Source organism: Streptomyces sp. NPDC028298 (genome assembly GCF_055565895.1).
Genome location: NZ_JBVHTL010000001.1, coordinates 277,699 through 301,122, shown reverse-complemented (window position 1 = coordinate 301,122; position 23,424 = coordinate 277,699). Strand labels below are relative to the sequence as shown.

The 23,424-nt window shown below is 68.4% G+C and carries 23 protein-coding genes and 2 pseudogenes; 15 read left to right on the top strand and 10 right to left on the bottom strand.

Going from position 1 to position 23,424, the window contains the following annotated elements:
* Positions 1-2: 2 nt before the first annotated feature.
* Positions 3-1,058, bottom strand: a complete 1,056-nt coding sequence (locus ACZ4TO_RS01460) for a ferredoxin reductase (protein WP_468023084.1) — start codon at positions 1,056-1,058, stop codon at positions 3-5.
* 87 nt (positions 1,059-1,145) lie between these two features.
* Between ACZ4TO_RS01460 and ACZ4TO_RS01455 the strand changes: the two genes are divergently transcribed.
* Both ACZ4TO_RS01455 and ACZ4TO_RS01450 read left to right on the top strand, forming a co-directional pair.
* Positions 1,146-2,285 (top strand): PucR family transcriptional regulator, encoded by a 1,140-nt coding sequence (locus tag ACZ4TO_RS01455; protein WP_468023083.1) that lies wholly within the window; start codon positions 1,146-1,148, stop codon positions 2,283-2,285.
* Positions 2,286-2,360: 75 nt separating this feature from the next.
* Positions 2,361-2,732 (top strand): hypothetical protein, encoded by a 372-nt coding sequence (locus ACZ4TO_RS01450; protein ID WP_468023082.1) that lies wholly within the window; start codon positions 2,361-2,363, stop codon positions 2,730-2,732.
* Between the two features lie 186 nt (positions 2,733-2,918).
* Here ACZ4TO_RS01450 and ACZ4TO_RS01445 read toward each other — a convergent pair whose 3' ends face one another.
* The 4 genes from ACZ4TO_RS01445 to ACZ4TO_RS01430 form a co-directional block, all read right to left on the bottom strand.
* The gene (locus ACZ4TO_RS01445; protein WP_468023081.1) at positions 2,919-4,196 is read right to left on the bottom strand and encodes a hypothetical protein; all 1,278 of its coding nucleotides are present in this window, start codon (positions 4,194-4,196) and stop codon (positions 2,919-2,921) included.
* Positions 4,197-4,489: 293 nt separating this feature from the next.
* Positions 4,490-5,068, bottom strand: coding sequence for an O-methyltransferase (locus ACZ4TO_RS01440; protein WP_468023080.1), 579 nt, complete (start codon positions 5,066-5,068; stop codon positions 4,490-4,492).
* A 23-nt stretch (positions 5,069-5,091) separates the two neighbouring features.
* Positions 5,092-5,454, bottom strand: a complete 363-nt coding sequence (locus tag ACZ4TO_RS01435; RefSeq protein WP_468023079.1) for a hypothetical protein — start codon at positions 5,452-5,454, stop codon at positions 5,092-5,094.
* Positions 5,455-5,681: 227 nt separating this feature from the next.
* On the bottom strand, positions 5,682-6,281 hold the full coding sequence (locus tag ACZ4TO_RS01430; protein WP_468023078.1) for a TetR/AcrR family transcriptional regulator: 600 nt from the start codon (positions 6,279-6,281) through the stop codon (positions 5,682-5,684).
* 95 nt (positions 6,282-6,376) lie between these two features.
* Here ACZ4TO_RS01430 and ACZ4TO_RS01425 point away from each other — a divergent pair, with 95 nt between their 5' ends.
* The 6 genes and pseudogenes from ACZ4TO_RS01425 (at position 6,377) to ACZ4TO_RS01400 (ending at position 13,514) form a co-directional block, all read left to right on the top strand.
* On the top strand, positions 6,377-7,627 hold the full coding sequence (locus ACZ4TO_RS01425) for an NADH:flavin oxidoreductase/NADH oxidase family protein (RefSeq protein ID WP_468023077.1): 1,251 nt from the start codon (positions 6,377-6,379) through the stop codon (positions 7,625-7,627).
* Positions 7,628-7,853: 226 nt separating this feature from the next.
* Positions 7,854-8,568, top strand: a pseudogene (locus ACZ4TO_RS01420) (type 1 glutamine amidotransferase domain-containing protein).
* Between the two features lie 207 nt (positions 8,569-8,775).
* Positions 8,776-9,747, top strand: a complete 972-nt coding sequence (locus ACZ4TO_RS01415) for an alpha/beta hydrolase (protein WP_468023076.1) — start codon at positions 8,776-8,778, stop codon at positions 9,745-9,747.
* A 169-nt stretch (positions 9,748-9,916) separates the two neighbouring features.
* Positions 9,917-10,840 carry an acetoacetate decarboxylase family protein gene (locus tag ACZ4TO_RS01410; protein WP_468023075.1) on the top strand — a complete coding sequence of 308 codons (924 nt, stop codon included), beginning with the start codon at positions 9,917-9,919 and terminating at the stop codon, positions 10,838-10,840.
* A 15-nt stretch (positions 10,841-10,855) separates the two neighbouring features.
* Positions 10,856-12,454, top strand: coding sequence for a succinic semialdehyde dehydrogenase (locus tag ACZ4TO_RS01405; protein WP_468023074.1), 1,599 nt, complete (start codon positions 10,856-10,858; stop codon positions 12,452-12,454).
* A 235-nt stretch (positions 12,455-12,689) separates the two neighbouring features.
* Positions 12,690-13,514: an alpha/beta fold hydrolase gene (locus tag ACZ4TO_RS01400; RefSeq protein ID WP_382780621.1), complete on the top strand. Its 825-nt coding sequence runs from the start codon at positions 12,690-12,692 to the stop codon at positions 13,512-13,514.
* 185 nt (positions 13,515-13,699) lie between these two features.
* Here ACZ4TO_RS01400 and ACZ4TO_RS01395 read toward each other — a convergent pair whose 3' ends face one another.
* On the bottom strand, positions 13,700-14,176 hold the full coding sequence (locus ACZ4TO_RS01395; protein WP_468023073.1) for a hypothetical protein: 477 nt from the start codon (positions 14,174-14,176) through the stop codon (positions 13,700-13,702).
* 368 nt (positions 14,177-14,544) lie between these two features.
* Positions 14,545-14,736, bottom strand: a complete 192-nt coding sequence (locus ACZ4TO_RS01390; RefSeq protein WP_385036992.1) for a KOW motif-containing protein — start codon at positions 14,734-14,736, stop codon at positions 14,545-14,547.
* 125 nt (positions 14,737-14,861) lie between these two features.
* Between ACZ4TO_RS01390 and ACZ4TO_RS01385 the strand changes: the two genes are divergently transcribed.
* The 4 genes from ACZ4TO_RS01385 to ACZ4TO_RS01370 all read left to right on the top strand — a co-directional run bounded on the left by ACZ4TO_RS01385 (position 14,862) and on the right by ACZ4TO_RS01370 (position 17,845).
* Entirely contained in the window at positions 14,862-15,263 is a 402-nt protein-coding gene (locus tag ACZ4TO_RS01385) for a hypothetical protein (protein ID WP_468023072.1), read from the top strand.
* Between the two features lie 176 nt (positions 15,264-15,439).
* On the top strand, positions 15,440-16,237 hold the full coding sequence (locus tag ACZ4TO_RS01380) for a maleylpyruvate isomerase family mycothiol-dependent enzyme (protein ID WP_468023071.1): 798 nt from the start codon (positions 15,440-15,442) through the stop codon (positions 16,235-16,237).
* 301 nt (positions 16,238-16,538) lie between these two features.
* Positions 16,539-16,970 carry a hypothetical protein gene (locus tag ACZ4TO_RS01375; protein WP_468023070.1) on the top strand — a complete coding sequence of 144 codons (432 nt, stop codon included), beginning with the start codon at positions 16,539-16,541 and terminating at the stop codon, positions 16,968-16,970.
* Between the two features lie 191 nt (positions 16,971-17,161).
* Entirely contained in the window at positions 17,162-17,845 is a 684-nt protein-coding gene (locus tag ACZ4TO_RS01370; RefSeq protein WP_468023069.1) for a hypothetical protein, read from the top strand.
* 68 nt (positions 17,846-17,913) lie between these two features.
* Here ACZ4TO_RS01370 and ACZ4TO_RS01365 read toward each other — a convergent pair whose 3' ends face one another.
* Together ACZ4TO_RS01365 and ACZ4TO_RS01360 are read right to left on the bottom strand one after the other, a co-directional pair.
* Positions 17,914-18,648, bottom strand: coding sequence for a DUF4142 domain-containing protein (locus ACZ4TO_RS01365; protein WP_382780852.1), 735 nt, complete (start codon positions 18,646-18,648; stop codon positions 17,914-17,916).
* Positions 18,649-18,934: 286 nt separating this feature from the next.
* The gene (locus ACZ4TO_RS01360) at positions 18,935-19,420 is read right to left on the bottom strand and encodes a DUF427 domain-containing protein (RefSeq protein WP_468023068.1); all 486 of its coding nucleotides are present in this window, start codon (positions 19,418-19,420) and stop codon (positions 18,935-18,937) included.
* 171 nt (positions 19,421-19,591) lie between these two features.
* On the opposite strand from ACZ4TO_RS01360, the pseudogene ACZ4TO_RS01355 reads away from it, so the two are divergent.
* The 3 genes and pseudogenes from ACZ4TO_RS01355 to ACZ4TO_RS01345 all read left to right on the top strand — a co-directional run.
* A pseudogene (locus ACZ4TO_RS01355) lies at positions 19,592-19,873 on the top strand (UBP-type zinc finger domain-containing protein); the annotation flags it as partial.
* 214 nt (positions 19,874-20,087) lie between these two features.
* Positions 20,088-21,074, top strand: a complete 987-nt coding sequence (locus ACZ4TO_RS01350) for a phosphotransferase family protein (RefSeq protein WP_468023765.1) — start codon at positions 20,088-20,090, stop codon at positions 21,072-21,074.
* Positions 21,071-22,438, top strand: a complete 1,368-nt coding sequence (locus ACZ4TO_RS01345) for an MATE family efflux transporter (RefSeq protein ID WP_468023067.1) — start codon at positions 21,071-21,073, stop codon at positions 22,436-22,438. Before ACZ4TO_RS01350 ends, ACZ4TO_RS01345 begins: the two co-directional genes overlap by 4 nt.
* A 449-nt stretch (positions 22,439-22,887) precedes the next feature.
* On the opposite strand, the gene ACZ4TO_RS01340 is transcribed toward ACZ4TO_RS01345, so the two are convergent.
* Positions 22,888-23,385, bottom strand: coding sequence for a hypothetical protein (locus tag ACZ4TO_RS01340; RefSeq protein ID WP_468023066.1), 498 nt, complete (start codon positions 23,383-23,385; stop codon positions 22,888-22,890).
* Between the last annotated feature and the right edge of the window lie 39 nt (positions 23,386-23,424).

Here is a 23,424-nt window from a genome sequence, read left to right as displayed (position 1 = left end):
TCCTACCGTTCGATGTCGCAGGGGCCCGCGGCGGCGGACACGCAGGTCTGGATGAGGACGCCCGGTTCGGCTTCGGTGATCTCGCCGGTGCGCAGGTCGCGGACGGCGCCCGCCTTGAGCGGCGTGATGCAGCCGAAGCAGATGCCCATGCGGCACCCGGAGGGCATGAGCACGCCGGCCTCCTCGCCGACGTCCAGCAGCGGCGTGGCGCCGTCCGCGTCGACGGTCTTGCCGGTGGCGCTGAACGTGACCTCGCCGCCGTCGCCCGCGACGACGACGCCGGGGCGGAAGCGTTCGGTGTGCAGGCGCTCTTGTACGCCGTGATCGGCCCAGTGCTTCTCGGCGGCGTCGAGCAGGCCCGCGGGCCCGCAGGCCCAGGTCTCGCGCTCGGCCCAGTCGGGCACGAGTTCGTCGAGACGGGCGATGTCGAGCATGCCGTCCGTGTCGGTGTGCACCTCGGTGAGTCGCAGCTTCTTCTCCGCGGCCAGGTCGTGCAGTTCGCTGCGGAAGATCACGTCCTGCGGCCGTGGCGCGCAGTGGACCATGACGACGTCGTCGAACTCGGTGTCGCGCAGCATGCCCATCACGGGCGTGATGCCGCTGCCGGCGGTCAGGTAGAGCACCTTGGCGGGCTTGGCCTGCGGCAGCACGAAGTCACCGGTCGCCTGGTCGAGCTGGACCAGCGTGCCGGGCTTCGTTCTGCGCACCAGGTGGTTGCTGACCTTGCCGTCGGGGATCGCCTTCACCGTGATCGTGAGGCGGCCGTCCTCGCGGTTCGTCGGGGAGGTGATGGAGTAGGCACGCCACAGGCGCACCCCGTCGACGTCGACCCCGATCCGTACGTACTGACCGGCCGTGTGGCCGCGCCAGCCCCGTCCCGGCCTGATCACGATGGTCGCGGCGTCACCCGTCTCGGGGTGCACGGCCTCGATACGCCCCCGCAGGTCGGCGCCCGCACGCAGCGGGCTGACCAGGTCGAGGTAGTCCGACGGCAGTACCGGCGTCGTGACCATCTCCAGCAGCTTCCATGCCCTGCTGCGGAGGGCTGTGCTCGTCATGGTGCCAGCTTGCTGCGTCTCAGGGCGTAAAGTCCTGACCGTAGGACGTGAATCTGATCGACGGAATTGTTCGCGGGGAATAAGAACGTGAGCCATGTAACCCAGCGGGCCAGCGAGCTGGCCTTGGACGAGACGACGGTCACCGCGCTTCGGGCCGCGCTGAAGACCACCGCCGACGAGGTCGTCCAGGCGATCATCGATGAAGTCCCTTCCTACGCCAACGCCCTTTCGGGCAGCATGGGCGGCACCATCCGCCGAGCGGTCCGCACCGCCCTGGGGCACTATCTGGACCTCGCCAGCGGGAACGCCGCAGGCGGCGACGGCGGTGACGCGGCGTACGAGCTGGGCCGCGGCGAGGTCCGCGACGGCCGTTCGATGGACGCCCTGCTCAGCGCCTACCGCGTCGGTGCCCGTGTGGCCTGGCGATGCCTGGCGGCGGGTGCCGTACCCGCGGGTCTGCCCGCCGCCGAGGTCGCCAAGTTCGCCGAGCTGACCTTCGCCTACATCGACGAGCTCTCCGCCGCGAGCGCCGCGGGCCACGCCGATGAGCTGGCCGCCCGGGGCAGGGATCACGAGCGGCACCTGGAACACCTGGCCCGCGACCTCCTCGCCGGCGCGAGCCCGGACGTGCTGCTGGCCTCCGTTCAACGGGCCGGGTGGCAGCCTCCGGTTTCACTGACCGCGGTCCTGCTCCCCGCCGCCCAGGCCCGGCCTGCCTACCGTGCGCTCGACCCGAGCACCCTCGTCCTCGACGATCTGCCGGACGCCACCGGTGTGTTGCTCGTCCCCGACGCCGACCGATCACATCTCTTGCGGCAGATGACCGACCGCACCGCCGTGGTCGGCCCGGCCCGGCCATGGACGCGTGCGTCCGCCTCGTACGCACGAGCCGTACGCGCGCGCTCCCTCTCCGCCGATATCCGCGACACCGAGGACCACCTGCCCGAACTGGTGCTGACCGCCGACATGGACGCGTTCGCGGACCTGCGTGCACGGGCCCTAGCACCGTTGCGGACCTTGCCCGTAGCGACCGCACGGCGGCTGGAGGAGACCTTGCGGGAGTGGCTGCTGCACCAGGGCAGACGGGACGAGGTGGCGGCGGCGTTGTTCGTCCATCCCCAGACGGTCCGGTACCGGATGGCGCAGGTGCGGGAGCTGTTTCCGGATCTCGCGTCGCCACAGCGGGTCCTTGAACTGACGCTGGCGGTGGGGCTTCGGGGCAACTGACCCGTACCCGGCCCCTCCCAACCTTGGGCGACCGCTGATCGACGTTGTGTCAGGGGCATCTGATAGACCCTGGGCATGGCGTTCTTGGCGGTGGTCGAAGGTGATACGGGCGGATGGCGCGTCGATCGGGATGCGCTGACCGAGGCGATCCGTGCCAGGTGGCCTGAGGTCGAGATCGATTCGTCGCCCCGAAGTGAAGTGCGCAGTCTCATCTGGATGTTCGACACGGAGAACGGCCCAGGTGAAGCGTGTCTGCACGAGGACAGTACATGCCTGTACACGGATGTTTGGGCGGAGGACGCGATCTGGTTGGCGATCGCCTTCCGCAGGCTGACACCCACGCACCTCGACCTGGTGTTCTGCGATGAGGGCTACACCTTCGACGTGCGTCTGCCACCAGGGAGCACCCAGGCCGAACTGGTTGCCCTGGTGAATGTGTTGGGTTGAGCCTGGCCCAGCAACGGAGGGACCGCGGGAACTGGTCGCGCGGGCGGAGCCAGGCGGCGGGCCGGCTGCGGAGGACGATGACGTACGAGGTACCGCAGAGTCGGCCGGCCGGGGAGCGCTACACCCGGGGCGGCAACCTGCCGGGCACCAGACGTAAAGGGTCCGATGGGTCACCGCACGGTCCTACTACCGAGTGCCACGCTCATGCTTTTTGACGAATGTGTAGCCTTTCGGGACGTTGTGTGATCCAGCGAGACCGGCCCGTCGGTGTTCTTCCTCGTATGCGGCTTTGGCTTCATCGCTCGCTGTCTTGCCAAGGTGACCGATCTGCATGAGATGTCCAGCCACCTGGTGGCGGGATGTCGCACTGGGCAGATTCACGACCTGGTGGTGGATCTCGACCGGGGCTGGGTGCAGATTGGGTGTGTAGCACACCAGACGGATCTGTACTTGTCCTGGCCGGGCGGGGAAGTCGAGAGTGCGGTCGGCTCCGTGGCTTCCCTTCTCCCAGGTGAGGTGTCCGTTGGCGATGAGTTCGTTCACGCACGAGCGGATCGCGTCGCTCGCCCATGAGGAGCCGCGGGACGAGGCACGGACGTTGTCGATCAGATTGCGCATCGGCAGGAGCGCGCGGCCTCTTTCGTCGAGGTAGCCCAGTTCCCGAACTGTGTCCCGCACGAGACGCTGGAGTTCGGACAGATTGACGTCCTGTTTGGGGTTCCTGCCCTTGGCCAGTTCCCGGGCCACAACGCGGGGATCATATTCGTGGAGCATCCTCCGCCCGGCCAAGTCGACGGGCTGTTCAAGAGCGGTGACCACCAGCTTGAAATTTTGCCCCGGGCTCCATCTGCCCGTGACGCGAGTGCCGGTCATGATGCCGGCACGCGGCCAGTCCACATGCCTCAGGTGCTGCTGGTCCTTCGTGAGCCGAGCGTGCAGGGGCATTTCCAGCAGAAGCTTTCTGTGGTGTCCGCCGCAGATGATGGTCAGCTTCGGAGACCAGGTCGTGTACCGGGATATGGCTGAAGAGGTTGCCTGCGCGAGTTGCTGTGCCACCTGTGGGGGTAGAGGGCAGTGTCTGGCGGCCAGATGGCGTTTGCGGACTACGAACTTCCACTCGACCGTAGTCCCATCCTCAATGACCTCGTGCGGATCGCCGGGATCGAACTGCCGGATCAACACGTTGGCTTCGCCCTCGTGGTCGGACGAGGAGTCCGGCGCCTCAGAGGAGCTGCGCGGAGAGGCGGCCGCCTTTTCCGAGAGGTCACGCCCGTAACATCCGTTGCAGCAAAGCACCTTGGAACCGTGAACCGGAACAGCGACCGAACGAGCCGTCTTCGTCTGATGGCAGCGACTGCAGGTGAACGTAGCGACGGATTCCAACCGCAGCAACTGCCAACCGAAGCGCGGCGGATGGCTGTGCACGATCCGCCGATTGAGAAGTGTCGATTCCTCGGTCTCCATAGCATGCCCCCCACGAACATGATGGCTGACGGCCGGCTCCTTTCAGAAGCCGATGGCTGAAAGATACGGCCCCATTCACAGCGTGATCAAGGTGTGGGTGAAGCATTGAGCGCAGGTCTCTTTCCTCCTCGCACTGCTCCCGAAGCCGCAACGCAGTCACGCTGCGGTCTTTGAGGGGACGTCGGCCCCACCGGATGCCTTTCTGGCCGCGGATACGGGTGCGTTCAGGGACAGCAGCGGGTCGAGCTCGACAGCACCGGATCGGGTTCGCGATCGCGGTGCACTCTTGACCGTCAGGCGGTGCGCACCGCCATCAGCAGTCCGCTCGCCCATGCCATGCGGACGCACCGGAAGTCCTTGCGTTCGTCTAGTTCGGCCAGAAGGCGTTTGACGGATGCTTCGTGGCCCTCCGGCCAGCCGGGCTGGGGGAAGAGGTCGTCGATCAGGTAGATCCCGCCGGGGGCCACGAGGTCCAGGGCCTGGTCGAGGTGGGTGAACTTGCCCGGCCAGGTGTCTGCGAAGACGAGGTCGAAGGGGGCGCCGTCGAAGTCTTCGAGCCATGCGCCGCCGTCTCCGGAGACGAACGTCACCCGCGGGTCGGAGCCCAGTTGTTCTTGGGCGAAAACCTGGAAGGCCGGGTCGAGTTCGACAGTGGTCAGACAGGAATCGGCGTCCATGCCGCTGAGGAGCCAGGCCGTGCCCTCTCCGACTCCGGTGCCGAGTTCGAGGATCCGGCCCCCGGGCCGGGCGGCGGCGAGTGCTGCCAGCAGGCTTCCTGTGCGGTCTTCGCTGGACATGATGAAGCCCGCGTCGCGCGCCTTGGAGCGCAATGCCGGCAGGGCGGTCGGGATGCGGCTCGGTGTGTCGTCCATGCGCCGATGATGTGGGGACCACGTCATCGCGGGCAACGTGAATTCTCGTCTTGCGTGTCGGCGGCGGCAGACCACCGACGACGAAGCCGACCGCGTCCCGGGCCACGCGGGGCGGCCGCCAGTCGGACGACGATGAAGACGACCTCTCCCATCTTCAGACCGATCAGTTGAGTCACCCGCTCGTTGCCGTTGCCGTTGCCGTTGCCGTTGCCGTTGCCGTTGCCGTTGCCGTTGCCGTTGCCGTTGCCGTTGCCGTTGCCGTTGCCGTTGCCGTTGCCGCTGCCATTGCCGCTGCCGCTGCCGCTGTGGGGCTGAGCGAGAAGGACTGGCGCGGGCGCACCCCGCCGCAGCGCCCCTCCCGGGCGTTGCCGCGCCATGGCGATCAACTGGCCACCGGCCAGAGCGGATCCGACAGGAGGCCTGGATCGGTCGACGGTGGCGAGCGGCAGAGCTCCCAGGCTGCGGCGAGGCGAACGGCGAAGTGCACCTCGGCGTCCGGGCCAAGGACTCTGCGACTGTCGCGCGGACGGACGAGAGTCCGGCTGCTCGACCTGCTGGCAGGCGCGAGACGTCCGGCACATGCACATACCTGGAGCGGCTCAGTCACCGTGAGCTATGTGGCCGTCGTTCGCATCGCGGGCGCGGTGGTGAACAGAGCGGTCACGGCCGCCCGGACCTGATGGGCGACGATCTCCGGGCTGGACGCGTCGAGCTTGCCGTCGAGGTGCAGGAAAGCCAGGCCGTGGACGAGCGCCCAGACTGTGGTCGACAGGGCGCCGGCGTCCGCGTCCGCGTCGGGGAAGGCGCGGCGGACGATGCTGTGGACGTACTCCGAGATGACAGCGGTAGCCGCGACTCGCTCTTCGCTGGTCGGATCGCAGGGTTCGGCGAACATCGCTCGGAACAGGGCGGGGTGATCGAGGGCGAACTGCACGTAGGCGACGGCGACGGCGGACAGGTCCTCGGCCGTCGTGGGGGTGGGGTGTGCCGTCGCGAGGTTCGTGGCGAGTTCGCGGTATCCCTCGGCGGCCACCGCGGAGACGAGTGCGTCCCGGTCCGCGAAGTGGCGGTAGGGGGCCGTGGCTGAAACTCCGGCTCTGCGTGCGACCGCTCTGAGGGACAGTGCGGCACTGCCGTCTTCCTCCAGCAGTTCCCGCGCGGCACGCAGACAGGCCGCGCGCAGGTCTCCGTGGTGGTACGTGGCTTGCGGCACAGGTCACACTCCCTCATGTTTACGCCGCTTACATCTTCCCCTAATGTGAACGGTGCACACATCGTAGGTGATGGAGACGGAAGAAGGTAACTCGTATGTCCAGCGAGCTGTTCATGCCGCTGCCCCTGCGCTCGGGGCAGGTTCTGCGCAACCGGGTCGCGAAGGCGGCGATGGAGGAGAACATGGCCGGTGACGGCCAGCTTCCCGACGAGAAGCTTCTGACGTTGTACCGAAGCTGGGCCGCTGGGGGAGCGGGCCTGTTGATCACTGGAAACGTCATGGTCCACGCGGAAGCACTGACCGGCCCCGCGGGTGTCGTGCTCGACGAGGCCGCTCCGCTGGCCCCGTTCACGGAGTGGGCCCGGGCCGGCAAGAGCGGTGGAGGGGCGATCTGGATGCAGATCAACCACCCGGGCCGCCAGATCGGGTCCGACATGCCGGGAGTCGTGTGGGGGCCCTCCGACGTGGGCGTCGACCTCGGCAAGCACAGCAGCCGCTTCGGCCGCCCCACCGCGATGACCGCGGAGCAGATCGAGGCCACCGTGACCCGCTACGCGGTCACCGCCCACCGGGCCGAGAAGGCGGGGTTCGACGGCGTGGAGATCCATGCCGCACACGGATACCTGCTGTCGCAGTTCCTGTCTCCCCTGGTCAACAAGCGCACCGACCGGTGGGGCGGATCGCTGGAGAACCGGGCCCGGATGCTGCTGGACGTGGTCCGCGCGGTGCGGAGTGCCGTATCGCCCGCCTTCGCGGTCGCGGTCAAGCTGAACTCCGCGGACTTTCAGCGCGGCGGCTTCGACGCCGACGACGCGCGGCAGGTGATCGGGATGCTCGAGCCGCTGGGCGTCGACCTGGTCGAACTGTCCGGCGGCAGCTACGAGAGCCCGGCCATGTCCGGCCGTGCCGCCGACTCCCGCACACAGGCCCGTGAGGCCTACTTCCTGGACCTCGCCGAAGACCTCGTGGGAACCAGCCCGCTGCCCCTGATGCTCACCGGCGGCATCACCCGCCGCGAGACGGCCGAGAAGGTCCTTGCCGGCGGAGTGGCGGTCGTCGGGATGGGCACCGCGCTCGCCGTCACCCCCGACCTGCCCGACCGCTGGCGTCACGGCCGGGAGGCCGACCGGCAGCTACGGCCGGTGACCTGGTCGGACAAGGCCCTCGCCTCTGCCGCGAGCATGGCCCAGGTCCGCCATCAGATGCGCCGGACGGCCCGCGGCAGCAGGCCCACCCCCAACACCCACCCGGCAGTGGCGCTGCTGGCCGAACGGCGCAGGCAGCGACGCGCCCTGCGCCGCTACCGCCTGTGGCTGACCGAAGCACGTGTCTCGTCGGCCCGGTAGGGCACTCAGAAGAAGAGGCCCGGTAGGGCACTCAGAAGAGGAAGCGAGCCGGACAGGTGGGGCTCTCGCCCGTGCCCCGGCAACTTGGTCCGTCGCCCCTCGTTGCCGCGGGCCGATGCTGACCCGGCGGCCCACGCTGCGCACCGGCTCCGCACGATGCCTGGGGTGACCTGGCACCCGAGATGCCACGGTGACCTGGCAGATCTCGCCACAAGGAAGGGCCGACATGACCAAGGCGCTGTTCGTCGTCTCCGCGGCTGACCGCTGGACGCTGAAGGACGGAGAGACGCATCCCTCCGGATTCTGGGGGGGAAGAGCTGGCGATGCCGCACAAGATCTTCGCCGAGGCGGGCTGGGACATCACGATCGCGACACCCGGCGGCAAGGCGCCCACGCTGGACCGGCTGAGCATGTCCCGCACCGCCGGCCGGCCCTCGAAGCTCCGCGAGGTCGCCGCGTACCTGCGGTCCATCGAAGCCCAGCTGAACAGCCCGATGACGCTGGACCGGGTCGATCCGGACGCCTACGACGTCGTGTTCTACCCCGGCGGACACGGCCCCATGGAAGACCTCGCCGTCGACCCGGTCTCGGGAGCACTCATCACCCGGGTGCTGGCCTCGGGCAAGCCGCTCGCCTTGCTGTGCCACGCACCGGCGGCCGCCTTCGCCGCGCGGAATCCGGACGGATCGTGGCCCTTCAGGGGCTACCGGATGACGGGGCTGTCGAACTTGGAGGAGAAGCTCAACAGCTTCGGCCGCAAGGCGATCTGGCTGCTGGAGGACCGACTGCGGCAAAGCGGGGCGCACTACGTCAAGGCCCGCCTGCCGCTGCGCCCCTTCGTGGTCGTCGACCGCAACCTGTACACCGGACAGAACCCGCCGTCCTCCGAGCGCCTGGCCGAGCGGCTCGTCGCCGACGTGAACGCCAGGGCAGCAGTGTGATCCGTGGACGGCGGACCCCGGACGGCTGTCTCGTCCCGTCTCGGGCGGGCCCTGCGAAGGGACTCGCGACCGAGTTGCAGCCCAGGATGCGGGCGCGAAGCATGAAGGGGGGCGGCGTTCCCGCCCGCGCCGAGGTGCGCCAGGAGCGAGGGGTGGGGGAAGACGCTGATCAGGGGACATTTCGTGTGCTCGTGACTTGGAGTCGACATGAGTGAGCTACCGCCGCCGATCACCCCCTACCTCGAGCCTGCCGCGAAGGAGCTCGCCGAGGCGACCGACCCGCATCCGCGCATCTACGAGGTGCCACCGGAGAAGGGCCGGGACATCCTTCTCGGTCTGCAGAGCGATGCCGGCGTGCCCCGGCCGGACGTCGACGAGGAATGGGTCGAGGTCGATGCCGGGCAGTGGGGAACCGTGCGCACGCGCATCATCCGGCCCAAAGGTGTGAGCGGGCCGCTGCCGGTGGTGTTCTACATCCATGGTGCCGGCTGGGTCTTCGGTGACGACAAGACGCACGACCGCCTCTTCCGTGAACTCGCGGTCGGCGCCGGCGCCGCAGGAGTGTTCCCCGTCTACGACCGGGCGCCGGAGGCCAAGTACCCCACCCAGGTCGAGCAGAACTACGCAGTGGGCCAATGGGTCCTGGAGCACGGATCGGAGCACGGCCTGGACACCTCGCGGATCGCGGTGACCGGCGAGTCGGTGGGCGGCTGCATGTCGGCGGTGTTCACGCTGATGAACAAGGAGCGCGGAGGCATCGACCTCAAAGCCCAGGTTCTGCTGTACCCGGTGACCAACGCCGACTTCGACACCCCGTCCTATCTGCAGTTCGCCGAGGGGTACTACCTGACCCGCGACGGCATGAAGTGGTTCTGGGACGCGTACACCAGCGACGACGCGCAGCGCACGGAGGTGTACGCCTCCCCGCTGCAGGCCTCCCTGGAACAGTTGCGCGGGCTGCCCACGACACTGGTCATCACCGACGAGGCCGACGTGCTGCGGGACGAGGGCGAGCAGTACGCGAACAAACTGCGTGAGGCCGGAGTGGACGTCACCTCCGTCCGCGTGGCCGGCATGGTCCACGACTTCCTGCTCCTGGACAGTCTGCGCGACACGCGCGCCGCGAACGTCGCCCGCAGGCTCGCCGTCGACGTGCTCAGGACGGCGCTGCACGACTGAGCCCCACCGCCCAAGGTCCGGGCCCCCAGGCGCCGTTGCGCCTGCGGGCCCGGACCTTGGGCGTGTGCGCAGCACCTCACGCGAGACATGCCGGAGCAGTGTTGACGGTGCATACATTGAACGTTAAGGTCATGTGTGCACCGTAAACATCGAGGTGAGGAAGCACGTCATGCCAGCACACACGCAGAAGGACACGGTCGAGGTCGACCTGGGCGGCCGCACGGTCACCGTCCCTCGAGGCGGCCTGTACGACCGTTACCGGATGGTCCCCGACCTGGATGAAGTTGCCAGGGACCCCCGCGTCAGCGGTGTCGACTTCTTCCGTCGGCTTCCGAAGACCAGGGTCGACTCACCGATCGGCAGCACGCTCACGCCGAACTACTACTACGCCATCGCGACCGCACGGCTCACCATGCTCGCCCCCTCCCGCGCCATTCGTTCCCGCCTCCCCAGGGAACTGGCGCCGCTGGAGATCGCCCCGGGCCTCGGCCTCATCTCGGTGATGTTCTTCCGCTACGACGTGTGTGACATCGACTTCTACACCGAGGCCGCCGTCGGCATCGCGGTCAAACCGGCCCGGCACGGCGGGCTGGGTTTCTTCGACCTCGTCGCGGGCCTGAAGAACGAGCACCTCGACTCCTACGTCCTCTCCCTCCCGGTGAGCAGCGAGATCGCCCAGGTGCGCGGACACGACGGCTACGGCTTCCCCAAGTGGGTCACCGATATCGATGTCGGCATCGACGCCCAGCGCACTGAGGCACGGGTGGCCAACGACGCAGGTGGAACCGACCTCTTCCTCCAGGTGGCCACGCCCAGGCAGACCGCCTGTCGCAGCGGCGAGCGAGTCGCCTCACTCACCTCCTACACCTCCATCGACGGTGCCTGGCACTCGACGCTGAGCCAGACCAACGTGCTGTCGGCCGGCACGACACGCCGTCCGCGCCACCTCCACCTCCAAGTCGGCGAGGGTCGCATGGCAGACGACCTGCGCTCCCTGAGGCCGATACGAACCCTTCAGCTCGACGTGATGACACAGGGTCAGCTCGCGCTCCACATGCCGGTGCCCACCTCCGTCCCGATCCGGAACAAGTAGCAACGGAGCCCTGCCATGGTCACCGAACACGCGCCCCGCCCCGCGACCGCCCGAGGCGTCGGACTGCCCCCGTCGCTTTCCCCGGGCCGCATCGAGCACCTCGCACAGCGCATTGCCGCCGCCCCGGATGCCGCCCGGACCACAACCACCGCCCCCTACACGGGCTTGCCCCTGGCCGACCTGCCGGTCTCGACACCCGGCGACGTCGACGACGCATTCGCGCGCGCCCGCATCGCCCAGAGAGCCTGGGCCGCCCTGCCGCTGAGCAGGCGCAAGAAGATTCTGCTGCGGTTCCACGATCTCGCCCTCGCCCGCCAGAACGAGGCCCTGGACCTGATGCAGGCGGAAAGCGGCAAGACCCGCCGTGACGCCTTCCTCGAGGTGATCGACATCGCGATCACCGCCCGCTACTACGCGCGCGGCGGCGCCCAATACCTGCGGCCCAGGCGCCGCCGCGGTGCGATCCCGGTGCTGACCCACACCACCGAACTCCGCCATCCCAAGGGGATCGTCACGGTGATCTCGCCGTGGAACTATCCGTTGAGCATGGCTGCCGGCGACGCCATCCCCGCACTGCTGGCGGGCAACGCCGTCGTGCAGAAACCCGACACCCAGACGGCTCTCACCGCACTGTGGGCGCTCGATCTCATGCACGAGGCCGGGCTGCCCGCCGGCGTGTGGCAGATGGTGGTGGGCCGAGGCAGTTCCATCGGTCAAACGCTGATGGACAACGCCGACTACGTGATGTTCACCGGATCCACCGCCAGCGGACGTCAGATCGCCCGCGACGCCGGGCAGCGCCTCATCGGCGCGTCCCTGGAACTCGGCGGCAAGAACGCCATGATCGTCCTCGATGACGCGGACATCGACAAGGCCGCCGACGGCGCGGTCGCCGCCTGCTTTCCCTCGGCCGGGCAGCTCTGTGTCTCCATCGAGCGCCTTTACGTCGCCGAGTCCATCCGTGAGCAGTTCATCGACGCGTTCGTCGCCCGCACCAACCGGCTGGTGATCGGCGCCGCCTACGACTACAGCATCGACGTCGGCAGCCTCACCAACTCCTCCCAGATGGAGACCGTCACTCGACATGTCGACGACGCCATCGCCAAGGGCGCGACCGTTCTGGCCGGCGGACGCGCACGACCGGATCTGGGGCCGCTGTTCTACGAGCCGACCATCCTCACGAGCGTCACCCCCGACATGACGCTGTACGACGACGAGACCTTCGGACCCGTCGTCTCCGTCTACTCCTACCGGGACGTCGACGAAGCGGTCGCACGGGCCAACTCCACTCCGTACGGCCTCAACGCCAGCGTGTGGACCGGCAACGGAGCCCGCGGCCGGGCCGTCGCAGCCCGCATCCACGCCGGCACCGTCAATGTCAACGAGGCCTTCGCCGCGGCCTGGGGCAGCATCGACGCACCCATGGGAGGCATGGGTGACTCCGGACTCGGCCGCCGCCACGGTGCCGACGGCATCCTCAAATACACAGAGCCGCAGACCGTGGCCCACCAACGAGTGCGGGCCTTCACCCCGCCCACCCGCATCTCACCCGAGACCTGGGCGACCCTCGTGACCGGCGCACTGAAGATGATGAAAGCGACGGGTGTGCGCTGACGTGTGACAAGCGGTGACGGCGAGCCGTACCCACCGCCTCCTCTGCTGACAGGACACGCTGGCGCAACCGGATGGTCCATCCGAGTGGATGCGCGACACCAGATCCCACGGCAAGTCGACGCCCATTTTCGGATGTTAACTTGGCTGAAAATCAACGGGTTTGCCCAGGGGTCGGCAGGTTTATGGCCAGTGTGATCCGGCGGCGGCCTGCACCCTCATCCTCAGAGGAATTCCCATGCGCGCACGACGTTTGAGCTGGGCCGCCGCCACGGCAGCCGGTCTCCTCGGCCTGCTGTCGTTCTCCCTCGCCCCTTCAGCCTCCGCACACCAGAGCAGCCAGTCGCGCCCGAAGCCGACGGTCGTCCTGGTTCATGGCGCCTTCGCCGACGCGTCCGGCTGGAACGGTGTGGTGAAGCGCCTTCTGAACGACGGCTACAAGGTCGTCGCCCCGGCCAATCCGCTGCGCGGTCTGCCGCAGGACGCGACCTACATCGCCAGCGTCTTGAACAACATCAAGGGCCCTGTGGTGCTGGTCGGACACTCGTACGGGGGCGCGGTCATCACCCAGGCCGCCGCCGGTGATCCCGACGTCAAGGCCCTCGTCTACATCGCCGCCTTCATGCCCGACCGGGGCGAGGTCCTAGGAGAACTCGCGGCCAGGTCCCACGACTCGCAACTCCAGCCTGCCCTGCGCCCCGCACCGTTCGCCAACGCCGACGGCTCCACCGGCATCGAACTCACCATCGATCCGGCCCAGTTCCACAAGGTGTTCGCCGCCGATCTGCCCAAGTCCCAGACCCGGATCATGGCCGTCGAGCAGCGTCCCATCAGCGCTTCCGCCTTCGAGGACGCCCCCACCGCCGCGGCCTGGCGCACCATCCCGTCCTGGGCCCTGGTCGCCAAGCAGGACAAGGCCATCGGTGCCGACCTGGAACGCTTCGAAGCCCGCCGTGCCGGTTCCCACACGGTCCAGGTCAACGGCTCCCACGTCGTCATGATCTCTCACCCCGGCGTCGTGACCCACCTCGTCGAAACCGCCGCGAAGGCCACGGCCCAGTAGCCACCCGGAAGCCGAACTCCGGAAACTCGAACGGCTGGGGCTTGAGGGCCCTGGCCGTTCGGGCTCGCTCAGCTCCCCTTCGACCGCATGGCCTCATCGATGTTGTCGACCACACCCATGGTGTTCTCCCAGATGTACACGTACCAGGAGGCGAGTTCGGGCTTCCATAACCGGCACGTCTGTCGCTACGAGCCCGCCGCGGGATCGCCGTCGCCGAGGCCTATCCACCAGTGCCCGTCGTCCTTCACCAGCAGCAGCTCCTGCCGCTGCCCGGTTTGTTCGTACGTCACTGTCACCGGGTTGAAGTAGGGGACGACGCCCTCCAGTACGGTGACTTCGACAGGGCCGCCCGCCGCTTGACCGTACTCGCGCACGTACTTGGCCGCGGTGGGGCCGGGCTGCGCGTAAGCGGGGCCGGCCAACTCGGCGATTCCCTTCGCGTCACCGTCCTTGAGGCGCTGCACGTAGACCCGTACGAGAGTGTCGACGTCCTCGGCCGTCTCCTGTACGTCGGGGTACGTGGACTTTTCCGCGCGCACTGTCACGTCGACCCGGGGCGCGTCCGCCAGGGCATAGGGCTCGTGGAACCAGGTCCACCACACCCCTGCAGTGACCCCGACGACCAGCAGGCCACCGCCGAGCGCGGAAGTCAATTTCTTCATGCGTGCCTTTCCTCTGCCCAGTTGGACCAGCGTCGTCGAAGGTCGGCCGACCCTGCGGATCGGCCGTGCCACATCCGTGCCGGGTCGGGAGGGGAAGCACGGGGGATCGCGGAGGATCAGCCCCAGTCCGCCGGATGCCATGAGGCTACTCCGTGGCCACTGACGACGACCGCCGGGCGGACTGTCTCGGGTTCCGTCTCAGCCTGGCTCACCAGTGCTCAGCCGAGACCGGAAGCCGTCCCAGCCTGGTCACGAGCGCTCAGGGAAGGCCGGTACGGCCCTGCCGCCGCCCAGCTCCCCGCCGCCGCCCAACTCCCCGCCAACCAGGTGCCCAGCGGAGACGACTTTCCCAAGCCGGATGGCGACGCTCAGGCGTTGGGTGCCCTCTCGACGGTGTCGAGCGGGATGTCGATGCGGGTGTCGTCTCCGAAGATCTGCACGATCAGCTGTACGCGCTGACGCTCCCGGTCGACAGCGTAAACCGGCCCGGTGAACTGCGCGAAGGGGCCATCAGTCACCAGGACGGTGTCTCCCGGCTGAAGCTCCGAGGCACTCGGCATGGTCACTCCCTCGAACGGCTGGCCTGCGACGTCGCCAGCGTACTTGGGACGCGGGTGGTGCCCGCATGGTCGGTGAGCAGGTCGTGCAGGGCTCGTTGTCAGTCGTGGCCTGTACGGTCCCGCCCATGGCTGAAAGACCAACTACAAGCTGGCGTGAAGGCATAGCTCAGGAAGCCGAGGAGCTTGCCGCCGGCACCCTGGATCCCGACTGCGCCTGCATGGCGGACCTGTTCCCCGAGGACCTGCTCGCCGAGACCGATACCGTCCTCGACACCTTCGACAGAGACCTTCCTGGACTTGCCGAGGTCACTGACGCGCAGATCTTCGCCGTGGTGGAACGCGTCGTCCTGGCCCTGAACGCGGTGAACGACGCCCGCAACGGCGGCGCCTTCGAGACCGAAGAGCGTGAGCAACTGTGTCACTACATCGACACATCACTCACCGAGCACGGTGTCGACGTCAGCGCGCTGACGGCTCGCCACGGACTGGGTCGGTACCAGCTCACGGACAAATGGCGGAAGTGGTAAATCCGTTCCCCGACCCGAGCCGCTGAACATCGCATCACGAGGCTCGGAGGTATGCGCTGCGCGCTCTCCGCCTTGGACACGGCGTCATTTGAGGGCGCCCGGCCGTGCCGCGCCCTCGCCACCTCGACTCCGAAAATCATTGTCCGATCGTCGGAACACGGTGATAGAGAGTCCATGTGACGACGACACTTACGTTCCCCGCTCTGTTGCGACTGATCGACGAACGGGCGACTGCCTTCCGCGCCGCGGTCGCTTCCGCGCCCAGCCTCGACGCACAGGTGCCGACCTGTCCGGAGTGGACGCTGTTCGATCTGGCGCAGCACATCGGCGAGGGGCGTCGCGACTGGGCCGTCACCGTCGCCGCGGGGCCTGCTCCGGCCAAGTCCGCGGCGGAGGGCGCCCCGGCTGCGCCTCGGGAGCGCGGGGACCTGGTGGCATGGTTGGCGGAGTCCACGGAGCAACTGGTGGACGCGTTGCGGAAGGCCGGCCCGGATGGCGGTTGCTGGACGTGGTGGGGCGCGTCCCAGTCGCCGGAGACCTGTGCCGCCGTCGCGCGGCACCAGCTCCAGCAGATGGCGGTGCACACCTACGACGCCCAGGTCACCGTGGGGGCCCCGGAGCCGCTGCCGGAAGAGGTGGCACTCGACGGTGTCGAGGAGTTCCTGTTCACCTGCGTCGCCACGACGAGTGCGTGGCCGCACAAGCCCACTGCCTTCGACTTCCACGCCACCGAGGGCCACTCCTGGCGCCTCACGGTCGACGGCGACGGCGCACGCTCCACCCGTATCCCCGCGCCCGGCACGACCCCTGTCGCCGCTGCCGACGAGGGCCCGAACGCGGCCGGTGTCTCCGTTCGCGGCACGGCCAATGAGCTGGTTCTCTTCGTGTACGACCGCATCCCGGCGGACTCCCTGCAGATGGAGGGAGACGCAGGTTTGTTCGACCTGCTCCGTGAGTGGGAGCCGGAGGAGTAGGACGCGTGCAGTGGCGCGGCGAAGCAAGTCTCGTCAAGGCTGAAAGCGGGGTCTGACACAAGAGGCTGACACCGACACGCACCAAGCGAAGCTATCGGTGTCGGACCTCGCCCCAGCAGATGTTCTCCGCGTGGCGCAACGTCTTCCGCCTCTCGCTGCCGAACAGGAAGCCCAAAACCAAGACGCCGGAACCCGAGCGGGAGCTGTCGCGGCCTGATGCCCGGTCTCAGTCGATCGGCCTGATTCGCTGCCCTATAGGCGGTACGGTCTGATGTGGGTCAGCACTGGCCGTGGGGGTGTGGTGACGGGCATCGAGATCGCGATCGGGTACCTGTTCGCCTGGGCTGTTCGGAAGGCCCAGCGTGTCGCCGGACAGGCGGACGACGAAGTCGACCGAGCGCTGGACGTCGGGATGGTCCGCCTGCACGACGTGGTGGGCCGGAAACTTGGCGACGATCCCGCGCTGCAGCGACTGACGGAGGAAGCGGAGAGCGGGCGCGAGTCGCTCAGTGACCGGACTCGGGAGCGGGTCCTGCTCGCGCTGGAGGAGGCCGACGAGACCGACGACGGCTTCGCTGCCGACCTTGAGCAGGCGGTGGCTCATCTTCGATCCCTTGGTCCGGCACCCGGTGACGGGCCCGGAGGTGACCATGTCGAGTTTCATCACAGCACCTTCCACGGACCGGTCCAGGCCAAGGGAGTCCAGCACATTCACCGTGGCGCCGCATCATGACCGACGGACATAGACCGCACGGTGCTCCGGACGAATTCGAGTTCCGAGGCAACGCCTTCCAAGGCCCCTTTCAGGCCGACGGTGTCCAGTACATCCATTACCACGGTGCACCAGCGGCTCCCCCTCGAGCGCCCAAGTGGTGGCGGCGGCGGGCGACGGGCGCCTTCGCGGCCCTGGCGTTGGTCCTTGCCGTGGGAGGCACGTACGCGGTGTACGGGCTGGGGTTCTCGGGCGGCACGGCGAAAGGGATTCCGGTGCCACGGCCGGTGAATCCCGGCAACGCGAAGCTCCCGTCGTACCTGCACATCCAGGCGCAGGAGCAATGTGCCTCCAGCGTCAACTACTACGCGGAGAACGCAGAGGACTACCAAAAGGGGCGACATGCCGGGCAGCGGCGCCTCGGACCGATAGCCGTCGACATCACCAGTCAGACGTCCGCCGAAGAGGCCGTGCTGCTGGTGGGCATGCGCGTGCTGGATCTGCAGCGGAAGGCGCCTCCCACCACAGGCATCGCCGTCGCGGACGGAGGGTGCGGATCGCCGGCGGACTTCAGGACGTTCAGGGCCGACCTGGACAAGACCGATCCGCCCATCATCGCGAAGGCCGCGAAGCGACCACCGGTTTCGTTCCCGTACAAGATCTCGTCAAAGGATCCCGAGGTCTTCGAGCTCACCGTGGACAACACCACCTGCTTCTGCGCCTTCGCCGTCGAGATCGACTGGGTCGCCGCCGGAAAGGCCGGCAGGACGATCCTGGACAATGGCGGGTCGGGCTTCCTGTCGGGCGCGGCTCCCAAGGTCCCCGCGTACACGGTCGACTCGTCCAACCGACTGCAGCGGGCGCCCTATCAGCGGCTTTTCCCGTCGAGCTCGTAACACGAGCCGGGCGTTGCGAGGGTGCCGTGCCGGATTGACTGTGTCCCGCTCGCGGCCTGCCCGGGAGGCTACCCGGCGTTCTTCTGCGCGCCGTTCAGGACAGCGCTCAGGTCCAGTGCCGTGGACGTCGGGTTGGGTGGCGGGTTGAGGACGACCTGCGGCTGCCCCGGTGCCGGTGGCGGGGGAGTCATGTCGGACTTGGGCAGCTTCGGCGGAGTGGTCTGGTTGAAGACCGTGGTGTCGAAGTCGACGAGCCCTGTCTTCTCCATCACGGTGATGTGGTCGAGCACCGTGTTGTTCGCCTGGTCGGCCAAGGCACGGACCAAGCTGTTTTTCGTGGTCGAGCGGACTTTGGCGATCGCGTTGAAGATGGAACCGTGAGTCATCCGCAGGATGTTGGCGAAGTCGGTGTCGAACTGCCGCCCCGACTCGGCCTGTAGCTGGCTGACGAAACCTTGCTGCTGAGGACTCGCCACGTTGGGCAGGGTGATGTTCAACATCGGTGCGATCTTGCGGCAGCTCACATCCAGGGCGGCATGGCCGTCCACGAGGTGCTGGCTCGCGACCTTGACGGCCTGGCTCTGTCCCTTTTGCAGGCCGATCAGGCCCAGCGGGTGTTCCCAGAGGCCGGCCGCACGTACCTTGACGACGAAGTCCCGTTCGCCCTCTGTCAACGGCCCCCATTGAGTGTTGGCGATGATCCGGTCGTTCGAGGTCGACACCGTGCTGATGCCGAGCATCGCGGGATAGACGAGGGCGCCGAGGGTCAGGGCCAAGGCGCCGCCCACAAAGAGTGTTCCCATCACGCTTCCCGAACGCTGCACCGTTTCTCCTGCCCGTCGGTTCGTCGCCGACTTGTCGTCACCTGGTCTGGCGGCTGAAGGGGAGTACGCGCGGGAAGCCGGTCGGACTCAGTGGGCCGCGTGAAGATTTCACAGACGACGCACAGGACGATCTCCGGTCACGGTGGGACGGAAAGGACGCGACTCCACTCACGGTGGGACGGAAATGACGCGACTCCACAGCACGCACTGCTGACCGTGGTTGCCTTCACCGTCCGGTGTGGCAAGGGGCAGACCGGCGCGGCTCCTACCATCCACGCGTTCCAGGTGCTCCCTTGAAGGGGCCTTGCACCTCTGCGGTGACCCAGCCGCCGTAGAAGTCTCCGTCCTGGGCCCGTACCTCTTCATCGCCGACGACGCAGCGGTCGACGCTGCCGGCATAGAAAGCGAAGTAGTCCTTGAGAACCGTGTAAGCGGGATGGGGGTCGGCGTAGCTCCAGGCGGCACGACTACGCACGTCGTGGCCGATGATCAGGTCCCAGTAGCGTGCGCTGCCTTTCCACTCGCACCAGGAGTGCCCGTCGGCCGGGAACAGCAGATCAGTACAGACATCTCCCGGTGGGATGTAGAACGTCGGTGGATGACTGGTCTCCAGTACCCGCAAGGCGCGTCGCGTCTCGGCGACCACACGGCCACCGCATTCCACCCGGACGGGGCGGTTGTCCGGTACCACGGCGGGAGGCCGTGGATAGTCCCAGACGGACTCGACCTCGCGACCGGTGAACTGGCTCATGTCGTCTCCTCGCCCTGATCGCACGCCCGCCGCTGGAGCCTGCGTCTCCTTTTCCCCGCCTCCCGCGCCTTTGGATGAGAGGTGCATCCATGCGTACCCGCATGCGAGAAGTAGGGGTGACGTTCGTACGGCGACCGCCGGCAGGTGAGAGGCGACACCATGACGGAGTGGATGGTCAGGCCGGACGGCGGCCGTCCGCAGGGACGGGACTGTCCCCATGCCGCCGACGCGGGCCCGGCACCGGTACCCCAGAGCCGTGTGTGCACGGAGTGCTCCGCCCAGGGGCACGAGGAGACGCGGCTGAGGCTCTGCCTGACCTGCGGCCACGTGGGATGCAGCGACAGCGCGCCAGGCGCCCACGCCACCGCTCACCATGAATCGAGCGGTCACCCCCTGGTGCGGTCCGCGGAGCCGGGCGAGGAGCCGTGGGCCTGGTGCTACGTCGATGAGGTGTTCCTGTGTCCGCGACGGCCGCTCGCCACGGTGAGCGGTGAAGACCGGCTTCCCCGACCTCGGTTGGCGTGATCTTGCCGCATCACCATGGATGTATGGCCACTACATGGTGTCTACTTCTTCCGGAGCGGTCCCGTCCCGGGCCGTGCGCCGGTACAGCACGGGCCCCACACCCGCCGACGGCACCAGGACACCACCGTCGAAGGGGCTGGGTGTGGAGAGCATCACCAAGAACCGGCAGTCGTCCGACACACTGCGCGCCATGATCGAGCGCGCCTACGGCGCCGACCGGGTCCCGACCGGTGAGGGCTGGGCGAGCGAGCTGGGGCACGGCTGGTTCAACGTCGCCTACCGGATACGCCTCAGGGACGGCGCCGAGGTCGTCCTGAAGATAGCCCCGCCGCCACACGTGGAGGTCATGACCTACGAACGCGGCGCCATGGCGACCGAGCTGGCCACGATCCAACTGCTGCGCGAGCACACCTCGGTTCCGGTGCCCGCCGTCGACTTCGCCGACCGGAGCCGTGAACTGTGCGACGCCGACTGGTTCTTCATGCCGTACGTCGACGCCGACAACCTCGGAGTCATCGTCGAGTCGCTCCCGACCACCGAGCGCGACGCCTGCATGGAGCAGGTCGGTGCGGCCAACCGGCAGATCAACTCCCTGCGCGGCACGGCGTTCGGACCGCTGGCCGGACCGGGCGACAGGAGCTGGCGGCGGGTGTTCACCGGCATGCTGGAGGACGTCCTGCGCGACGGTGAGCGACGGAGCGTGGACATCGGCTGGTCCTACGACACGGTCCGCGCGGTCGTCGCCGAACACGCCGGCAGCCTCGACGAGGTCACCGAACCGCGCCTGGTCGAATGGGACCTCTGGGAAAGCAACGTCATGGTCCGTGACGGAAAGCTCGTCTGCGTCATCGACCATGAACGCGCCTTCTATGGAGACCCGTTGATCGAGGCGGGCTTCACCGGCATCCAACTGGCCGCCTTCGGCGACCCGGCGGCCTTCATGCGGGGCTACGGCCACGGCGACCTGACCGGGACCCAGCAGGTGCGCCGCCGCCTGTACGGCCTCTACTTGATGCTGATCATGGTCATCGAGACCGTGTACCGCGGTCACGCCGACACAAAGCAGTACGACTGGGCCCGCCCTCACCTCGACGAGGCGATGGCGTCGCTCGGCCGCACGCGACGGTGACCACCACCCCGCTCGCCCGCGTCCCCGACGCCACCACCCGCCTCGGCACCGACCCGGTGGGCCCACTGCTCCTGCGGTCGTGCGCCCAGACCACCGCGGCCGTGGGCGTGTACGGCGTCTACGCCCTGACCAACGCCTGGTTCGTCGGTCACGGGGTGGGCGACACCGCGATGGCCGCGGTCAACCTGGCCGCCCCGCTGCTGCTGTTGCTCGGCGCGGTGTCCACCACCGTCGGCGCGGGCGGCGCCTCCCTGATCTCCCGCGCCCTGGGCATGGGTGACCGGGAGGCCGCGGCCCGCGCGGCCGGAAACTCCTTCACGCTGTTCTGGCTGTGCGCCGCCATCACCACCACGCTCGGCCTGGCCTTCCTCGACCCGCTGCTCACCCTCCTGGGTGCCCACGGCGAACTGCGCGAGTCGGCCCGCCCCTACGCCGTGATCCTGCTGTGCGGGGCACTGGTCGCCACGGGGTTCTCCAGCCTGGTCCGTGCCGAAGGCCGCACCGGTTACGCGACCCTGCTGTGGCTCGTGGCCGTCGCCGTGCAGATCACCCTCGACCCGCTGCTGATCTTCGGACTCGGCATGGGCGTACGCGGTGCGGCCCTCGGCACCGTCGGCGGCCAGGCCGTCTCCGCGGCGATGAGTCTGTGGTTCTTCTTCCGCCGATCCGGCCGCCCCTACCGCGTCCGCGCCCGGGACCTCCTGCCCCACGGCCCGACCTTGCGCGCCCTGCTCGGCGTCGGCCTGCCGTCGTTCCTGGCCGGAACGGGCGTCACTCTGCTGGCCGTTGTCGTCAACAGCTCGCTCGCCGCCACCGGTTCGGCCACCGCCCTGGCCGCCTACGCCGTCTGCGCCCGCCTTCAGACCTTCGCGACGATGCCGCACACCGGCCTCAGCCAGGGGCTGCAGCCCATCGTCGGCTACAACACCGGCCGCGGCCTGCCTCACCGCGCCCGGCGCGCCCGCGACCTCGCGCTCCTCGCCTCCCTCCTCTACGGACTGCTCAGCGCCGCCGCCCTCATCCTCTCGGCTCGTCCCCTGGCCGCCCAGTTCCTGCACGACGCCGACGCCGTCCGCACCGCCGCACAAGCGCTGCGCGTCATCGCCCTCGGCCTGGCCGTCGCCGGCATCAGTCCACTTGTCGCCGCCTACGCCCAAGCCGTGGGCCGCCCCGCCCCCGCCTACCTGGCAACCATCGGCACCCTTCTCCTGGTCAAGATCCCCCTCGTCGTCGCCCTGGGCAGACTCGGCCCACACGGCATCTGGACAGCACTCGCCGCAGGCGAACTGGCCACCGCGGCCGTCGCCCTGCTCCTGCTCCGACACCTCGGCAGCACGAGACCGCCGACGGCCAGGAAGCCATGAGGTCAGCCCCAGCAGCGACGGGCCCACCAACCCTCATCCGGGGAGGCGTACGGGTCGGGCCAGGTCCGTGCCACGTAGCGCGCGTCGAGCGGTTCGACCATGGACCGAAGTTCGCGTGCCGGCCGCGAAGGCAGAGCATGAAGCGCGAGTTCGAGGACTGCGCGTTCGTCAGTCGAACAGCCGGGATGGCAGAGCGGGCAGCCGCAGCCGCCGGACAATGCACGAGCCGGACGGTGGGCTGTACGTGACCACTCGAGCAGGGCTTGGGCCAGCGCACCCGCCCACAGCCGTTCACGTTCCAACCGAGCCGCAGCTACGAACAGCCTGCGTGAACCACGGGAGAATCCCGGCTCTGATGGTTCTCCTGGCCGCCGATGTGCGGCCCGACCGGCAGCCCGGACTTGAGACGGCCGTCTACGCGGCAACGGCCTCCCTGTTTGTCGAGCCGGTCACGAGCTTTGCCGGAGTCGCTCCGCGGCCTGGGCGGGGGTGTCGTAGTAGCCAGGCCGTGCCAGCAGTACCGAGTTGAAGTAGTGGCCCTGTTCTTCCTCCGGCTCGTCGTCGGCCGCGAACGGGCGCCAGAAGCTCAGGAGCAGGTCAGGGGCGATGAAAGACGCTCGATCGTCGGGGTCTGCCTCGATCGAGGTGTGCTCGCCCATGCGCTGCACCACCTCGCGGGCCGGGATCGCGAACACGTCCAGGCCCCGGAAGAGGACGCGGTCTGTCCGGGACAAGGGCCGCCCGAGCACAACGGCTTCGAGCCGGTCTCGCGTGCACTGGATGCTGATCATCAGCCCACCGGGACGGAAGATGTGCTGGCCCGGCCGGTCGGACTCCGAGACCGCGGAGGGATCGCGGAGCGAGTCCAGCGCCGTGTCGGCCGATTGCCGGGTCATGCCGATCCGCAACGGGCCAACGCCGTTCGGTGGGGCGAGGTCGAAGTCCATGCGGGCATGATCCCAGTTTCGCCACCCGGGCTGCGAACG

What these genes read in the sequence shown, in the direction of transcription:
- ACZ4TO_RS01400 (WP_382780621.1), top strand. Translation starts at nt 12,690, where the DNA reads ATGCGCGCACGACGTTTGAGCTGGGCCGCCGCCACGGCAGCCGGTCTC.
- ACZ4TO_RS01390 (WP_385036992.1), bottom strand. Translation starts at nt 14,736, where the DNA reads ATGCCGAGTGCCTCGGAGCTTCAGCCGGGAGACACCGTCCTGGTGACT.
- ACZ4TO_RS01415 (WP_468023076.1), top strand. Translation starts at nt 8,776, where the DNA reads ATGAGTGAGCTACCGCCGCCGATCACCCCCTACCTCGAGCCTGCCGCG.
- ACZ4TO_RS01360 (WP_468023068.1), bottom strand. Translation starts at nt 19,420, where the DNA reads ATGAGCCAGTTCACCGGTCGCGAGGTCGAGTCCGTCTGGGACTATCCA.
- ACZ4TO_RS01445 (WP_468023081.1), bottom strand. Translation starts at nt 4,196, where the DNA reads ATGGAGACCGAGGAATCGACACTTCTCAATCGGCGGATCGTGCACAGC.
- ACZ4TO_RS01340 (WP_468023066.1), bottom strand. Translation starts at nt 23,385, where the DNA reads ATGGACTTCGACCTCGCCCCACCGAACGGCGTTGGCCCGTTGCGGATC.
- ACZ4TO_RS01450 (WP_468023082.1), top strand. Translation starts at nt 2,361, where the DNA reads ATGGCGTTCTTGGCGGTGGTCGAAGGTGATACGGGCGGATGGCGCGTC.
- ACZ4TO_RS01440 (WP_468023080.1), bottom strand. Translation starts at nt 5,068, where the DNA reads ATGGACGACACACCGAGCCGCATCCCGACCGCCCTGCCGGCATTGCGC.
- ACZ4TO_RS01395 (WP_468023073.1), bottom strand. Translation starts at nt 14,176, where the DNA reads ATGAAGAAATTGACTTCCGCGCTCGGCGGTGGCCTGCTGGTCGTCGGG.
- ACZ4TO_RS01385 (WP_468023072.1), top strand. Translation starts at nt 14,862, where the DNA reads ATGGCTGAAAGACCAACTACAAGCTGGCGTGAAGGCATAGCTCAGGAA.
- ACZ4TO_RS01410 (WP_468023075.1), top strand. Translation starts at nt 9,917, where the DNA reads ATGCCAGCACACACGCAGAAGGACACGGTCGAGGTCGACCTGGGCGGC.
- ACZ4TO_RS01365 (WP_382780852.1), bottom strand. Translation starts at nt 18,648, where the DNA reads ATGGGAACACTCTTTGTGGGCGGCGCCTTGGCCCTGACCCTCGGCGCC.
- ACZ4TO_RS01460 (WP_468023084.1), bottom strand. Translation starts at nt 1,058, where the DNA reads ATGACGAGCACAGCCCTCCGCAGCAGGGCATGGAAGCTGCTGGAGATG.
- ACZ4TO_RS01425 (WP_468023077.1), top strand. Translation starts at nt 6,377, where the DNA reads ATGTCCAGCGAGCTGTTCATGCCGCTGCCCCTGCGCTCGGGGCAGGTT.
- ACZ4TO_RS01405 (WP_468023074.1), top strand. Translation starts at nt 10,856, where the DNA reads ATGGTCACCGAACACGCGCCCCGCCCCGCGACCGCCCGAGGCGTCGGA.